The organism is Geodermatophilus sp. URMC 65 (assembly GCF_053502545.1).
On sequence record NZ_CP199954.1, the window covers coordinates 5,061,109 to 5,075,012 of the forward strand.

General features: G+C 75.9%; 16 protein-coding genes. 8 read left to right on the plus strand and 8 right to left on the minus strand.

Annotated features, from left to right (window positions below; translation table 11 throughout):
• The first annotated feature begins 64 nt into the window (after positions 1-64).
• Positions 65-3,130 carry a BTAD domain-containing putative transcriptional regulator gene (locus ACWIX7_RS24480; RefSeq protein ID WP_448618999.1) on the plus strand — a complete coding sequence of 1,022 codons (3,066 nt, stop codon included), beginning with the start codon at positions 65-67 and terminating at the stop codon, positions 3,128-3,130.
• A 95-nt stretch (positions 3,131-3,225) separates the two neighbouring features.
• Positions 3,226-3,810 (plus strand): RNA polymerase sigma factor, encoded by a 585-nt coding sequence (locus ACWIX7_RS24485; protein ID WP_448619000.1) that lies wholly within the window; start codon positions 3,226-3,228, stop codon positions 3,808-3,810.
• An 82-nt stretch (positions 3,811-3,892) separates the two neighbouring features.
• On the opposite strand, the gene ACWIX7_RS24490 is transcribed toward ACWIX7_RS24485, so the two are convergent.
• Positions 3,893-5,251, minus strand: coding sequence for a Dyp-type peroxidase (locus ACWIX7_RS24490; RefSeq protein ID WP_448619001.1), 1,359 nt, complete (start codon positions 5,249-5,251; stop codon positions 3,893-3,895).
• The gene (locus ACWIX7_RS24495) at positions 5,232-5,681 is read right to left on the minus strand and encodes a hypothetical protein (RefSeq protein ID WP_448619002.1); all 450 of its coding nucleotides are present in this window, start codon (positions 5,679-5,681) and stop codon (positions 5,232-5,234) included. Before ACWIX7_RS24495 ends, ACWIX7_RS24490 begins: the two co-directional genes overlap by 20 nt.
• Before the next feature lie 161 nt (positions 5,682-5,842).
• Here ACWIX7_RS24495 and ACWIX7_RS24500 point away from each other — a divergent pair, with 161 nt between their 5' ends.
• The 4 genes from ACWIX7_RS24500 (at position 5,843) to ACWIX7_RS24515 (ending at position 8,535) form a co-directional block, all read left to right on the plus strand.
• Positions 5,843-6,565: an AfsR/SARP family transcriptional regulator gene (locus ACWIX7_RS24500; protein ID WP_448619003.1), complete on the plus strand. Its 723-nt coding sequence runs from the start codon at positions 5,843-5,845 to the stop codon at positions 6,563-6,565.
• A 154-nt stretch (positions 6,566-6,719) separates the two neighbouring features.
• Positions 6,720-7,169 (plus strand): hypothetical protein, encoded by a 450-nt coding sequence (locus tag ACWIX7_RS24505; protein ID WP_448619004.1) that lies wholly within the window; start codon positions 6,720-6,722, stop codon positions 7,167-7,169.
• Positions 7,170-7,469: 300 nt separating this feature from the next.
• Complete coding sequence (locus ACWIX7_RS24510; RefSeq protein WP_448619005.1) at positions 7,470-8,102, plus strand: RNA polymerase sigma factor; 633 nt, start codon at positions 7,470-7,472, stop codon at positions 8,100-8,102.
• The gene (locus ACWIX7_RS24515; RefSeq protein WP_448619006.1) at positions 8,071-8,535 is read left to right on the plus strand and encodes a hypothetical protein; all 465 of its coding nucleotides are present in this window, start codon (positions 8,071-8,073) and stop codon (positions 8,533-8,535) included. The genes ACWIX7_RS24510 and ACWIX7_RS24515 overlap by 32 nt, the downstream gene beginning before the upstream one ends.
• A 105-nt stretch (positions 8,536-8,640) precedes the next feature.
• Here ACWIX7_RS24515 and ACWIX7_RS24520 read toward each other — a convergent pair whose 3' ends face one another.
• The 5 genes from ACWIX7_RS24520 to ACWIX7_RS24540 form a co-directional block, all read right to left on the minus strand.
• A complete protein-coding gene (locus ACWIX7_RS24520) occupies positions 8,641-9,123 on the minus strand; it encodes a hypothetical protein (protein WP_448619007.1) in 483 nt (160 codons plus the stop codon).
• A gap of 5 nt (positions 9,124-9,128) precedes the next feature.
• Complete coding sequence (locus ACWIX7_RS24525; RefSeq protein ID WP_448619008.1) at positions 9,129-9,686, minus strand: hypothetical protein; 558 nt, start codon at positions 9,684-9,686, stop codon at positions 9,129-9,131.
• A gap of 106 nt (positions 9,687-9,792) precedes the next feature.
• Positions 9,793-10,053, minus strand: a complete 261-nt coding sequence (locus ACWIX7_RS24530; protein ID WP_448619009.1) for a hypothetical protein — start codon at positions 10,051-10,053, stop codon at positions 9,793-9,795.
• Positions 10,050-10,190, minus strand: coding sequence for a hypothetical protein (locus ACWIX7_RS24535; RefSeq protein ID WP_448619010.1), 141 nt, complete (start codon positions 10,188-10,190; stop codon positions 10,050-10,052). The genes ACWIX7_RS24530 and ACWIX7_RS24535 overlap by 4 nt, the downstream gene beginning before the upstream one ends.
• Positions 10,191-10,377: 187 nt before the next feature.
• Entirely contained in the window at positions 10,378-10,713 is a 336-nt protein-coding gene (locus ACWIX7_RS24540) for a WhiB family transcriptional regulator (RefSeq protein WP_448619011.1), read from the minus strand.
• 254 nt (positions 10,714-10,967) lie between these two features.
• Here ACWIX7_RS24540 and ACWIX7_RS24545 point away from each other — a divergent pair, with 254 nt between their 5' ends.
• A complete protein-coding gene (locus ACWIX7_RS24545) occupies positions 10,968-12,155 on the plus strand; it encodes a cytochrome P450 (protein ID WP_448619012.1) in 1,188 nt (395 codons plus the stop codon).
• A 42-nt stretch (positions 12,156-12,197) separates the two neighbouring features.
• On the opposite strand, the gene ACWIX7_RS24550 is transcribed toward ACWIX7_RS24545, so the two are convergent.
• Positions 12,198-12,734 (minus strand): hypothetical protein, encoded by a 537-nt coding sequence (locus ACWIX7_RS24550; RefSeq protein WP_448619013.1) that lies wholly within the window; start codon positions 12,732-12,734, stop codon positions 12,198-12,200.
• A gap of 260 nt (positions 12,735-12,994) precedes the next feature.
• Between ACWIX7_RS24550 and ACWIX7_RS24555 the strand changes: the two genes are divergently transcribed.
• On the plus strand, positions 12,995-13,849 hold the full coding sequence (locus ACWIX7_RS24555) for a 3-oxoacyl-ACP reductase family protein (RefSeq protein ID WP_448619014.1): 855 nt from the start codon (positions 12,995-12,997) through the stop codon (positions 13,847-13,849).
• The last annotated feature ends 55 nt before the right edge of the window (positions 13,850-13,904 follow it).

The following is a 13,904-nucleotide window of genomic DNA, read 5'->3' on the forward strand; positions in this document are numbered from 1 at the left end:
GCAGTCGGCCGTCCCGCGCTCCGGTGTGTCCCCCGAGGGTCGAGCCGTCCGTACATTCCCGTGCATGAGCCGGGCGTTCCGGTACACACCGCCACTCGCCGCCCATGGGCTCATCGTCCGGCCCCGACTGCTGGACCGGCTGCACACCCGGTTCGAGCGGCGGCTGACCGCCGTCGTGGCGCCGGCCGGGTTCGGGAAGACGACGCTGCTGGCGCAGGCGGTGCAGGAGAACACCCTCTCGCCGCTCGGGGAGGACCGCTGGCTGACCTGCCAGCGCGACGACACGGCGCTGTCCTTCCTGGGTGCGGGGGCCTTCGCCGCCGTGGGTCTCACCACGCCCGTCCCCGACGACCCGCGGGAGGCCGCGGTCTCCGTCGCCGAGGCCATCTGGAGCGCCGCGCCCCGGCAGGTGGCGCTGATCCTCGACGACGTCCACCTCGTGGGGCCGAGCTCGCCCGGCGGCCACTTCGTCTCCGAGCTCGTCGAGGAGCTGCCGCGCAACGGCCACGTCGTCCTCGCCTCCCGCCCGCCGCTGCCCGTGCGGACCTCCCGGCTGCTCGCCACCGGCGACGCGGTCGTCGTGGGCGAGTCCGAGCTGCACTTCGAGGACGACGAGATGGCCGCCTTCGCGGCGTCCCGGCACGTCGCGCCGGACCTGCTGCGGGACGTGGGCGGCTGGCCGGCGCTGGCCGAGCTGACCGCGACCGCCGGTCCGTACGCGGTCAGCGGGTACGTGTGGGAGGAGCTGCTCAGCCGGCTCACGCCGGACCGGCGCCGCGCGCTGGCGGTGCTCGTCGCCGTGGGCGGTGCGGACGACGAGCTCGCCACGGCGCTGCTCGGGGAGGACGTGCGGCTCGAGAAGCTGCTGGACGGGCTGCCGCTCGTCGCCCGCGGCCGCTCGGGCTGGTGGTCGCTGCACGGACTGTGGACCGAGGTCCTCCAACACCAGCTGGACGCCGCCGAGGTGGCGGCGGTCCGCCGCACCGCGGGCCTGGTCCTGGCCCGCCGCCGTCGCTACCACGACGCCGTGGAGCTGCTGACCGAGGCCGGCGCGTGGGACGACGTCCGGCAGCTCGTGGTCGAGGTGTGCGAGGTGGGGACGCCGCTGGTGCAGCCGGACGTGCTCGAGGGGTGGCTGCGCCGCCTGCCGCCCTCGGTCCAGGGCAGCGCCGAGGGGCTGCTGCTGTCGGCGATGGTCGCCGAGCCCATCAGCCCGGACACCGCCGGACAGATCCTCGAGCACGCCCTCACGCTGGCGCCCGACGTCGCCCCGGTGCGCGTGGCCTGTCTCAACGCCCTCCTCGAGGTGGCCTTCCGCCGCAGCGACGGCCGGGGGATGAGGCGCGTCATCGAGCGGCTGACCGACCTGGCCGCGCACGGTCACGAGCGCGCCGCGAGCTGGATCCCGCTGTTCCGCGGCCTGCTCGCGCACACCCCGGGTGAGGTGCGGGCCGAGCTGGCCAGCCCCGCCCTGGTCGCGGGGACCGCGCTCAGCCCGGTGCAGGAGTGGCTGCGCGGCCACCTGCTGCTGCGCTCGCTGGGCGACGCGGCCGCCGCCGAGTCCGTCGCCCGGGCAGCGCTGCAGCGGCCGGTCCCGAACATGCTGGTCCAGACCCAGTGCCTGCTCCTGGAGTCGCTGCGGCTGCAGGGCCGGTGCGACGAGGCGGCGGCGCTGCTCCCGGACCTGCTCGCCGGCATCGACCCGGCGCGGGTGCGGACCTCCCCGGAGTCCGTCACCTACGCCGTCGTCCTGCTCGGCGTCCTGGGGCGCGACGCCGAGGCCGGGGGACTGCTGCACGCGTCGCGGGGCGCCCTCGCCGACTCGTCGGTCGACTGGGCGCCGGTCGCGGCCGCCGTGGCCGAGGCCGATGCCGCCGTGTCGGCCGGCGACGAGACGGCTGCCGCCGCCGCGCTGCGGGCGGTGCAGCACCTCCGGCAGAGCCGGCGTGGCGCGGTCCTGACGGTGACACCGGCGGCCCTGCCACTGCTCTACGTGCTGCTCCCGGAGGTCCGGCCCCAGTGGGACGCCGCGCCCCCGCCCGGCTGCTTCGAGGCGGTGCTCGACCTCTCCCGGGCGCTCGTCGCCGTCCGCGAGGAGGGGCGTCTGGAGCCGGTCCGGCAGCTCTCGACCGAGGCGCGCGCGGTCGTGCGGGCCGTGCTCCCGGCGCCGTGGACCGCCGAGCTGGCCCTGGCGATGGTCGCCTCCGGGCTGGAGGAGGCCCGTGCGCTGGTGGAGAAGCTCGGGCCTCGGGCCCGGCCCAAGCTACGGGCGATGAGCGCCGCCGGTCCCGCGCCGGTCGCCGCCACCGCCCGGCGGCTGCTCCGGGAGATGCCGCCGGCGCCGACGTCCCGGCTGGGACTGCGGGTGCTGGGGCCGATGCAGCTGCGCCGCGACGGGACCGTCGTGACGGCCCGGGAGCTGCGCCGCGAGCGGGTGCGCCAGCTGCTGGGGTACCTGCTCGCCCACGACCGGCCGACGCGGGCCGCCGTCACCGCCGACCTGTGGCCGGACCTGGACGAGGTCGCCGCGGCCCGGAACCTGCGGGTCACTCTCGCCTACCTCCAGGACCTGCTCGAGCCCGACCGGGACGAGTCCGACGCGCCGTACTTCGTCCGCAGCACCGGGCCGGTCCTGCACCTGGTCGTCGACGAGGCGCTGCAGGTGGACGTGGTGGAGTTCGAGCGGCACCTCGACGAGGCCGCACGGCTGGAGCGCCAGGGAGCGCCGTCGGCCGCACTGGCCGCCTACCAGCAGGCGCTCGCGCTCTGGGACACCGACTTCCTGCCCGACGTGAGCGGCGGGGACTGGCTGCAGTGGGAGCGCGACCGGCTGCGCGGCCGGTTCGTCGGGGCCGCCGTCCGTGCCGGGGAGCTCCTCCTGGCGCGGGGCGACGACGCCGCCGCCCGGACGCTGGGCGAGCGCGCGCTCGGGGTCGACAGCTGGTCGGAGGAGGCCCACCAGCTCCTCGTCGCCGCGCTGCTGGAGTGCGGGGACCTCGCCGATGCGCGCCGGCAGCTGCGGCGCTGCCTGCAGGCGCTCGCCGAGCTGGGCGTCCCGCCGCAGCCGCGCACGGTCGCCCTGGCCCGGCGACTGGAGGTCCACCTCCACCGCGGCCGGCCGCCCGGCTGACACCCCCTCCGGTCCCGGCTGACGCCCGGCTAACACGGCCCCCGGACGCTCCGGTCCGACGGCGAGGCAGCCGTCCGGGACCGAGGGGAGCCGCCATGGACGCCGCAGAGGTGACCGGCCTGGTCCGGCGAGCCGCTCAGGGGGACGAGCGGGCGTGGCAGGGGATCGTCGACGAGTACAGCGGCCTGGTGTGGTCGGTTGCCCGGGGTTTCCGGCTCGACGAGGCGCAGATGGCCGACGCCGTCCAGACGACCTGGCTGCGGTTGGTGGAGCACCTGGCCGAGATCCGCGAGCCGGAGCGCCTGCCCGGGTGGCTGCGGACGACGACGCGGCGGGCCTGCCTGGCGACGGCCCGTCAGTCGCTCCGAGAGCAGCCGGTCGACGCCGCCGAGCAGTCCTCCGCCTGGGACCACGGCGGCCTCCTCGACGACGCCGGGCCGGAGACCAGCGCCGTGCGCCAGGACCAGCAGGTCCTGGTCCGCCGGGCCGTCGCCACCCTCCCGCCGCGGCACCGGGCGCTGCTGGGGATGCTGGTCAGCTCGCCGCCGGTGAGCTACGAGGAGATCAGCGCCGGCCTCGGCATCCCGGTGGGCAGCATCGGGCCGACGCGGGCCCGGATCCTGGGCCGGCTGCGGACGGCGCTGGAGACGGCGGGCCTCCACGACGCGGCGCTGAACTGAGCCGCCCGTCGCCCGTCGTGCCGATCTCGCCCGGCGCTCGCGCGGGAACGCCGGGCGACCCGCGCCCTCGCGGTCCGCCGGCTCACAGGCCGGCGAGGTGGCGGATCCCGGTGAGGCTCGGCAGGAAGACGTAGGCGCAGCCGCGGGTGGTGACCAGCCGCGGCAGGTCGGTCAGCTCCGCCCTGCCCCCGGAGGTGCGGAACCGGAAGGTGCCGCCCGCGCCCTCCCCGGCGCCGGTGCCGAGGAACGGGTCCTGCGTGCGGCCCAGCCCGGGCGCGAAGAGCCCGTCGTGCGCCCACTCGGCCATGAGGAACTCGAACTGGTCCCGCAGGCTGGCGCCGATGAAGAGGCCGACGACCCCGCGCTCCTGCCCGTCGCGCGGCCGGGCCGGGTCGTAGGGCGGGCCGTAGGTCAGTCCGCGGCGGACGATGCGGTGCTTGGCGCCTCCGTTGCCGGCGACCCGGGAGTTCCGCGGGTGCATCCGCCGGACGTGCGCGCCGATCGGGCAGCGCTCGCCGCGTTCGTCGCCGGTGTAGTCGAAGTCGTTGAGCGCCTCGGGCGGCAGCCGGGAGTCGGTGTCGGGGGAGAGGACCAGCGGCGTCCCGCTCCGCCACCGCCCGCACAGCTTCGCGGCGACCAGCTCGGGGGACATGCCGGTGCGCTGCGACTGCTCGGCCAGCAGCGCGCAGAAGGCGTCGACGTCCTGGGCCATGACCCGGAACGCCGCGAAGCTGCCGTTGCGGCCGAGGGCCGGCGGGTCGGGCACGGGGTAGCTGTGGGCGGTGAACTGGCTGGGGTGGCCGAGCAGGAAGGCCCCGGTCGGCTGGACCGGCAGCCGGTCCGGGGGGCCCGGCGGCGGGGCGGGGGCGACGGTCGGCTGGGAGATGCCGTCCACGTACCCGAAGTGGTCGGTCCGGTTGGGCAGCAGGTCGGCGTCCACGCGGTCGAGCTCGGTGAGCCCGGGCGCGGTCCCGGCCAGGAGGGCGTCGGTGGCCTGCTCCCGCGCCTCCGGCGTGACGGCGGACAGCGAGAGGAGCAGGTGGAAGCCCGGCCCGGTGAAGACCGGCCGCCAGTGCGCGGGGTCGCACGGCCCGACGTCGCCCACGACGCCGGCGCGGGCGACGGCGCCCTCGGTGAACTCGGCGGGGAAGCCGGACAGCGACGCGCCCAGCACGCCGAGCCCCTCCGCGGTGACCGCCACGTTGAGGCAGGAGTCGGGCCGGACCTCCCACGCGGTCGCCGTGGTGACCTGCGGCCGGCCGGGCGTGCCGTCGACCACCGAGCCCAGCAGCGCCCGGGCCGCCGGCACCGAGTCGATGCGCACCAGCAGGTGGCGCGCGTGGGCCATGGTGTAGCCGCGGACGACCAGCCCCTGCACGTCGGCCAGGTCCAGCACGTCGGCGTCCCCCGGGGCGCTGCGGTCAGCCGGCGTCGTCAGCACGGATGTCCAGGACCGGCCTGGTGGGGTAGGCGCTGTAGAAGGTACCGACGCACTCCAGGTCGTGCCGGTTCACGTAGGCGAGGAACTCCTCGGGGTGCTGCTGCACCGGCAGCGGCGGCGGGTCGACCATGTGTCGCAGGAGCGTGTCGAACACCGGCCCGATGTGGTCGACGAAGTCCATGATGTAGCGCTCGAAGTCGCCGTCGTAGGTGGTGATCACGGCCAGCCGCTCGTCGTCGAGGAAGACGAACCGGGCGAAGTGCACGGTGCCGATCGCGTCGAGCGCGGTGATCACCGGGTTCTGCTCCCGCGGCAACGCCTGCAGCCGGTCGACCTCCGCCCGCAGCGCCTCGCGGGCCTCGGGCCGGACCGGCATGACCAGCGTCAGCGGCTTCTGCACCGTCGTCTCGGTCGTGGTTCCCCCGGTCATGGACGGACCTCCTCCTCCCGCGGACGGCGAGGTGCCGCCCGGACCAGCGACGATGCGGGAGTGGCGTCACCGCCGCGTCACGTCCGCGTCACCGCTCCCCGGCCGTATCAGCGGGGCCGCCGACGTCCTCTGTCGGTCGGGCACCGCCGGAGGGGGACTGCATGGACGCGCGGATCGACCTGCTGGACGGCTTCACCCTGGTCCTGGACGGGGGGCGACCGACCGGGCGGGACGCCGTCCCCCGTGCGGTGCAGCGGCTGGTCGCCTCCGTCTGCCTCGCCGGCCGGCCCGGCCGGGCGGCGGTCGCCGGGCAGCTGTGGGGCGAGGTCCCGGAGGAGCAGGCGCAGGCGAGCCTGCGGTCGGCGCTGTGGCGGCTGCACCGGGTGGCGCCGGGACTGCTCGACACCGCCGGAGGCGCGCTCGCACTCGCCCCGGGCGTGGGCGTCGACGTCCGTGACCTGGCCGCCTGGGCGATCCGGACCCGGGACCCGCGCACCGACCTCGACGACCTGGACCTGCCACCCGCGGACCTGCTGGGCGACCTGCTGCCCGGCTGGCACGACGACTGGGTGCTCGTCGAGCGGGAGCGGCTGCGGCAGCTGCGGCTGTACGCGCTGGAGACCCTCGCCGCCCGGCTGGCCGCGGCGGGCCGCCCCGGCGACGCGGTCGCGGCCGCCCACTTCGCCGTGCGCGGCGAGCCGCTGCGGGAGAGCGCGTACCGCCTCCTCGTGCGGGTCCACCTGGCCGAGGGCGACGTGGCCGCCGCCGTCTCCACCTACCGGCAGTTCCGCACGCGGCTGCGCGACGAGCTCGGCATCGACCCGACCGACCAGCTGACCCGCCTGGTCGCCCACCTCGGCGAGGGACGGCGCCTGGCCTCCTGAGCACCTGGCCTCCTGAGCGCCTGGCCCCCTGAGGAAACGCCGAGCGGCGGTGTATCAGCCGAACCTGCCCTGCGCTCTGTCCGACGTGGGCCCGGCCACGGTGTCGAGGGGGTGGCCGGGCCCACGCTCCCGCCGAGAGCCCCGGAGGCCGTCCATGACCACGCAGCCACCCGGTCCCGCAGACCCGCGCTGCGACGTCCCGTACGGGGAGCTGCTCAGCGGACTGCGCCGCCTCATCCGGACCGAGGGCCGGCGCTACCTCGACGACCCGAACATCACCTCCATCGGCCTCGGTCACCGGGTCGTCGGGGGCTGCCGGACCAGCGAGCTGGTGGTGCAGTTCACCGTGGAGGAGAAGCGCGCCGAGCCGGAGGCCCTGGCCGCGCTGGGGACCACCCCCGTGCCGGAGGCGGTCACGGTCGCCGGCGTACGCGTGGCGACCGACGTGCTCGAGCGCCGCTCGCAACCGGCCCTCACCCACCCGTCCACCCCGGTTCCCGGCGAGCGCCCCGGGACCGTCGAGATCGCCGCCGGACGGTCCCCGCACCCCACGGCGCCCGACGGGACCCCCGGCCCGGTGAGGAGGGTCCGTGCTGTGCGGTGACGGCACCGTGCTGTGACGGCACCCGGGACACCGCCCGGCCGGCGCCGCCGGACCCGGCCGTGCCCGGTGGACGGGGGCACCCCGCGGACGACGCCGGTCCCGGTCGACCGGTCACCGGCCGACGTGCGCGGGACGTCGTCCTGAGCGGGGCCGTCAGCCGCGGACGGCATCGCGCGCAGGCCCCACCCGATCACGGTCCGCCCGGTATCTCCCGGCGCCACGCGTCCTCTGTCGGGGGAGAACCGGTCAACACCCCGCTGCGGGACGCTCTGCGCCCCTCGATGGCAGGAGGTGGCACGCATGCTCGTTGACGACGACGTCCCCCAACTGGTCGCGGCCGCGTCGCGCGGTGACCAGGGGGCGTGGAACGCCATCGTCGACCGGTACCTGCCGCTCGTGTACTCGGTGACGCGCGCCTACCGGCTCGCCCGGAGTGACGCCGAGGACGTCAACCAGACCGTGTGGCTGCGCCTGGTGGAGAACCTCGACCACCTGCGCGAGCCGCGCGCCCTCCCCAAGTGGATCCTGACGACGGCCCGGCACGAGTGCAGCCGCCTGACCAGGGCCGGCCGCCGCGAACAGCCCGTCGACCCGCTGACCGACCGCACCCTCGGCGGCGCGGTCGACGGCGAGGTGGTGGAGGCCGACCTCCTCCGGGCCGAGCGGCAGCAGTCGTTGCGGGACGGCCTCGCGCAGCTGCGCCCCGCTGACCGCCGACTGCTGGTGCTCCTGGCGGAGGACCCACCGCGGAGCTACCGGGAGATCTCCGAGCTCACGGGTATGCCGATCGGCAGCATCGGCCCGACCCGGGCCCGGTGCCTCGAGCGGCTGCGAGAGACCCCTGCCGTGCGCGCCCTGCTCGCGGGAGAGTCTGCGGCAGCCCACACGAGAGGTGACCGGGATGAGCGCGCACCCACGCCACAACGGCGATGACCCACTGCTCGCCGAGCTGGCGGAGGCGTGGAGCGCGGCACGGGCCGTACCCGAGAGCATGCGGGTGGCGGCCCGTGCGGCGTTCGCCTGGAGGACCGTGGGGGAGGAGCTCGAGCTCCTGGTCCTCGCGCACGACTCGGCGCTCCTGACCGACGCGGGCGACGTCCGCGCCGCTCCCTCGGACGGCCCGCGCGAGCTGACCTTCCGGGGCGCCGCGCTGTCCGTGGAGTTCGAGGTGGGCGCGGACGTCATGGGCCGGCTCGTCCCGCCGCGGCCCGGCCGGGTGACCCTGGCCGGCACCCACGGGGTCCTCGCCGAGACGGATGCCGACGCGCTGGGCTCCTTCCGGCTGCCCCGGCCGGACTGTGGACCGGTCCGTGTGGTGTGCCGGACCGACGACGCGGCCGTCACCACCGGGTGGATCCGGCTGTAGCGGCGACCGGGACCGGCCCTCCGACCGGCGCGCCGACGCGCCCCCGTCCCCGACGCGCCCCGTCCCCGGCGCGGCCCGCTCAGGCCGAGCCCGCGCTGGGCCCGGTCACCCCCGCGCCCCCTCCAGCCCGAGGCCGACCCAGGCGGTGACCACGCGGGCGCCCGCGTCGGTGCGCAGGTGCAGGCGGAAGCACCCGCGGGGTGCGGGCCGGACGACGAAGCACCCCAGGGCGTCGATCTCCGCGGACGCCCGGTCGCCGTCCATGGTCTGCAGCTGCACCCGTCCCGGTCCCGGCGGGACCACCTGCCCGAGCAGGCGCTCCCCGCCGAGCGCCACCTCCACGGTGAGGTCGGCGGCGACGAAGGTCAGGTCCCGGAGCTCGGCCACGTCCTCCCGGCCCGTCCGGCGGGTCCACGGGACGGTGGCGCAGTCACGGGCGAGGGTCGCCAGCTCGGCGTCCAGCGTGCGCCAGTCGTAGGCCGCCCGGGCTGCCACGCGGAACTGCGGCGGGACCGCCCGTGCGGCGAGCACGGCCTCGGCCAGGGCCCGCTCCAGCCCCGCATCGTCTCGCGTCCACCCTCCGCGCACGTCCCTCAGCTCCTCGTCCGCTCGCTCCGGTCGCGGTCGCCGGCGTCCCCTCCCTCACGGTCGGTGTGCGTGGACGTCCTGGCCGTCCCCGTGGCGGCGGGACCTGGTCCGGCTGAGCGCCTGCCGTGCCGTCGCGCCCTCCTCCCGGGCCACCCGGGCGATCGGCCCGCTGACGCCGGCGACGGCGGAGGAGGCTCGTGCCACCGGGCGGAACCGTGGGGGAACGCGACGCGCCGGGTCGGCCCGAGGACCACCCGGCCCTCCTCCCGCCGGACGTCGAGGACGTCGACGTCGCCGGTCAGGAACGCGCGGTCCGGTGCGTCGTCCCCCGGCTCTGCCCCCAGCCGGTCGACGTCCGGGAGGTCCGGGACGCCCCTGGACGCCCACCCGGGCACCGTCAGGAGGGTGGGGCCCAGCTCGGGCAGCGGCTCGTCGGTCCCGGTCACGTCGGGGAACCCGCTGTCGGCCAGCAGGTCCACGACCACCCGCCGGTGCCCGGTGTCGACCACGACCTGCTCGCGGTCGAACCGCTCGCCCCGCCGGACTCCTGCGCTCGAGGTCATCTCGTCCTCCCTGGTCGCCGCTCGTGCCCATCCGGAGCGGACACGGGGCGCCGTGATACGAGGCGCTCCGGCGCGGTCGGCTCCAGGGGGCCGGCGGCCGTCCTGCTCAGGGCACCGGCCGTCCGGCGTGGCAGGTCTCGAGGTACAGGTCGAGGACGACGTCGACCCGGGCCGAGCACTCCTCGACGGCCGCCCGGTGCTCGCGGCTGTCCCGATCGCGCCGGTGCAGCCGGGCCCGGGTGAGCTCCGCGCAGGCGGAGGCGAAGTCGGCGCCGAGCTGTTCGACGAGGCTGCCGAGGACGACCGGCGGGGACGTCTGCACCGGGTGGTGCACGGAGGCCCCCGTCCCCGGCCCGGTGCCCGTCACGGGTGCACCCGGCGGAGGTCGGCCCGGACGCTGCTCGGCAGCGCGGCCTGCTGGGCCTCGGCCAGGGCCGGGGCCGGTTGCTCCTCGGGGGCGAGCGCCGCCAGCGGCCGCGGCGGCAGGAGCAGTCGATCGAGCACCGTGCGCCTCCTCTCGGGTCCCGGCCGGCGGGGACGCCGCCCGGCAGTCCTGTCGGCTCCGCCCCGATCCGGGGCGCGTCGGCCGGTACCCACCTGAGGAGCGGCCGGCCCGCCAGATACCTCGCCGGCGCGGGATCGGCGTCCGGGTCGGCGCCGCGGTGCGGCCCCGGCAGGAGGCGACCGCGGGTCAGGCGCTGAGGTGGGTGCGCTGCTGCAGGCGCAGCCGGCGGCGCTCGCGCTCGGAGAGGCCGCCCCAGATGCCGAAGCGCTCGTCGTTGGCCAGCGCGAACTCCAGGCACTCGGCCCGCACCGTGCAGCCGCTGCACACCCGCTTGGCGTCGCGGGTCGAGCCACCCTTCTCCGGGAAGAACGCCTCCGGGTCGGTCTCCGCGCACAGCGCCTCCAGCCGCCACGACGCGTCGCCCACGGGGGACAGGTCCGTCCACGGCGAGGCGGCAGGGGTGGCGGCGGTGTCGGGCCAGCCGGAGACCAGGGACAGGTGCGGGCGGGAGAACGTGGACACGGCGGGCTCCTCGGGGAGGGGGAGTCGGATGGATGAGTGACGGACCGGTACGGCCTCGTTGCTGTACGTGACGTTACGGAATGCGGAGCCCTGGAGGCACTGGCAGAAATGGGCCGAAAACGCCCATCCGTTCTGGCGGCATCTGTCGGTGCCCGCGCCGTCCGGCGCGTCGTCCTCCCGCACCAGTGCCGGTCGTCCCTGGTGGTCGTTGCGGGATGAGAGGACCCTGGGACCCCTCCTGGGAGGTGACCTGCATGACGACCACCCGACCCACGTTCGACGAGTTCGTGGCCTGGCTGGAGGCCGGCCGGGACCAGGGTCAGGTCCACTTCGACGAGCACCAGCAGTGCTGGCACGTGCTCGGCCACCCAGAGGCGAGCACCGTCCTCTCCGACCCGGCGGTGTTCTCCTCCGACCTCACCTCGCTGCAGCCGGCCCAGGACGACTTCGCGCTCTTCCAGCGCGGCAACCTCGTCCGGATGGACCCGCCGCGGCACCGGACGCTGCGCGCCCTGGTCAGCCAGGCGTTCACCCCGCGCGTCGTGGCCGACCTCGAGCCGCGCATCGCCGCTCTGACCACCGAGCTGCTGGACGAGGCCGGCGAGCGCTTCGACCTGGTCGACGCACTGGCCTACCCCCTGCCGGTCATCGTGATCGCCGACCTGCTCGGCATCCCGACCTCCGACCGGGCGCTCTTCCGCCGGTGGGCCGACGTGCTGCTCGGCCAGGAGATCGACCCCGACCAGCCGCTGGTCGAGGCCGGGGAGCAGGCGATGAGCGCCGTCGCGCCCGTCATCCGGGAGATGAACGAGTACTTCCTCGCCCACATCCGGTCCCGGCGGCGGCGCCCGGGCAGCGACCTGACCAGCCGCCTGGTGCAGGCCGAGGTGGACGGCGAGCGGCTGGCCTACGAGGAGATCGTCGGCTTCGTCGGCCTGCTGCTCATCGCCGGCCACATCACCACCACCGCGACGCTGGGCAACGCCGTGGTGGCCTTCTCCGACGCGCCCCAGGCCGCCGCCGCGGTGCGCGCCGACCCGGCCCTGCTGCCGGCGGCGATCGAGGAGGTGCTGCGGCTGCGGACGCCGTTCCCGCGCCTGGCCCGGCTCACCACCACCGAGGCGTGGGTGGGCGGCGCGCGCATCCCGGCCGGGCAGGTCGTGCTGCCCTGGCTGGCCGCGGCCAACCGGGACGGGCGGGTCTTCGCCGACCCGCAGCGCTTCGACCTGCACCGCCGGCCCAACCCGCACCTGACCTTCGGGCACGGCGTCCACTTCTGCCTGGGTGCGCCGCTGGCCCGGCTGGAGGCCAGGGTGGCGATGCGCCTGCTGTTCGAGCGCTACCGCGACGTCGAGATCGCCGCCGACGAGCCGGTCGAGCACCGCAACCCGTGGACGATGGTCGCCGTCACCCGGCTGCCGCTCGTCGTCCGTCCCGCCTGACGCGGCGGCTGCCCTCCAGCCGCCGCCCGGCCCGCGCCTCGATCAGGCCGCGACCGGGGTCTCGCCGAACAGGCTGCAGTCCGAGCCGAGCTCGTACGGCCGGTACTCCACGGCCCAGCCCCGGCCGGCGTCCCGGACGACGGTGTGCGCCCCGGTGATCGCGTACATGCAGGACGAGTCCGGGTCGCTGCCGACCCACAGGTCGATGGTGTACTCGGCCTCGGGCGTCCAGTCCGAGCAGCCGCCGCACCGGTCCTCCACCACGAAGTACGCGCGGACCAGCGGCACGTAGAAGACCGTCCCGACGGGGAACTCGTCGCCGCCCGCGTAGCCCACGGCGAGCGTGATCGGGTCGTCGAAGGTCCCCGTACCGCCGGCCTTGCGGCCGGAGGAGGTGGCACGGGTCCCGGCGGGCGAGTTGTCCTCCAGGCTGTACCCGGTCAGCCACGCCGTGTCGACCCAGCCGTGTGGCTCGGAGCCGGGGTGGGCGGTGGCCACCGTCGGCACCAGGACGGCGGCGCACAGGCCGGTCAGTCCTGCGACGGCGGTGGTCACGGTGCGGCGGGTCGGTGTCCTCATGGCGGTCCTGTCCGTGGGGGGCGGGAGCGCAGCCACTCTCCTGAGGGCGGGACCCGGCGACAACTCGGCGCCCGGCATCGCGGACGGGACCCGCGCGTCGGCGACCGCGCGTGTCGGACACGCGCAACGACCTGCGCGACGGCGCGCCGTGTCGTTGCGGGAGGGAGCCGTCTCCTGTCTTGCCGTGCCGCCCGCTCGGCACCATGCTGCCCGTACCCCGATCCGGAGCCGTGTCGGTGGCATCGACCAGGCTCCGGCCCATGGACGAGGCGCACGCGCCCGAGCCGCAGGAGGAGCCGGTGACAGCGACCCAGGAACGGACCAGCAGGACGGGCGACAAGCTCTCCGGCCGGGTGGCGTTCGTGACCGGGGGCACCCGGGGGATCGGCGCGGCCATCTGCCGCAGCATGGCCGCGCAGGGCGCCGACGTCGCCGCCGGCTACAGCGGCAACGACGAGGCCGCCGAGCGCTTCCGCAAGCAGTTCTGCGACGACTTCCCCGACCAGGGCTTCTCCGTGCACAAGGGCGACATCGCGAACGCTGACGACTGTCGCCGCACCATCGCCGAGGTGATCGAGAAGCACAGCCGGCTCGACATCCTGGTCAACAACGCCGGCATCACCGTCGACCGCACCGTGCTGAAGATGACCGACGACGACTGGCGAAGGGTCATCGACGTCAACCTGTCCGGCGCCTTCTACCTGTCGCAGGCCGCGCTCAAGCACATGCTCGAGCGCGGCAGCGGGCGGATCGTGATGATCTCCTCGGTCATCGGGGAGATGGGCGGCATCGGGCAGTCCAACTACGCCTCGGCCAAGGCCGGGCTGCTGGGCCTGACCAAGACGCTGGCCCGCGAGGCCGCGATGCAGGTGCAGCGTTCCGGCAAGACCGACGGCCTGGGCATCACGGTCAACGCCGTCACCCCCGGCTACACCGCCACCGAGATGCTCGGGACGGTGCCGGACAAGGTGCTCGACAACCTCAAGGGCAAGATCCCGCTCGGCCGGCTCGGCGAACCGGAGGAGGTCGCCCGCGTCGTGCACTTCCTCGCCGCGGACGCCTCCGGCTACATCACCGGGCAGGTCTGGGGGGTCAACGGCGGCCTGGACATGTAGCAGCAGGCACGGGTGGCCACCGAGCCGCCCTTCCACCACCACCACCGACCAGGGA

Bases quoted from the DNA above. Each gene is read 5' to 3' on its own strand.
- ACWIX7_RS24555 (WP_448619014.1), top strand. From the start codon at position 12,995: ATGGACGAGGCGCACGCGCCCGAGCCGCAGGAGGAGCCGGTGACAGCG.
- ACWIX7_RS24510 (WP_448619005.1), top strand. From the start codon at position 7,470: ATGCTCGTTGACGACGACGTCCCCCAACTGGTCGCGGCCGCGTCGCGC.
- ACWIX7_RS24500 (WP_448619003.1), top strand. From the start codon at position 5,843: ATGGACGCGCGGATCGACCTGCTGGACGGCTTCACCCTGGTCCTGGAC.
- ACWIX7_RS24485 (WP_448619000.1), top strand. From the start codon at position 3,226: ATGGACGCCGCAGAGGTGACCGGCCTGGTCCGGCGAGCCGCTCAGGGG.
- ACWIX7_RS24505 (WP_448619004.1), top strand. From the start codon at position 6,720: ATGACCACGCAGCCACCCGGTCCCGCAGACCCGCGCTGCGACGTCCCG.
- ACWIX7_RS24495 (WP_448619002.1), bottom strand. From the start codon at position 5,681: ATGACCGGGGGAACCACGACCGAGACGACGGTGCAGAAGCCGCTGACG.
- ACWIX7_RS24480 (WP_448618999.1), top strand. From the start codon at position 65: ATGAGCCGGGCGTTCCGGTACACACCGCCACTCGCCGCCCATGGGCTC.
- ACWIX7_RS24550 (WP_448619013.1), bottom strand. From the start codon at position 12,734: ATGAGGACACCGACCCGCCGCACCGTGACCACCGCCGTCGCAGGACTG.
- ACWIX7_RS24515 (WP_448619006.1), top strand. From the start codon at position 8,071: ATGAGCGCGCACCCACGCCACAACGGCGATGACCCACTGCTCGCCGAG.
- ACWIX7_RS24525 (WP_448619008.1), bottom strand. From the start codon at position 9,686: ATGACCTCGAGCGCAGGAGTCCGGCGGGGCGAGCGGTTCGACCGCGAG.
- ACWIX7_RS24545 (WP_448619012.1), top strand. From the start codon at position 10,968: ATGACGACCACCCGACCCACGTTCGACGAGTTCGTGGCCTGGCTGGAG.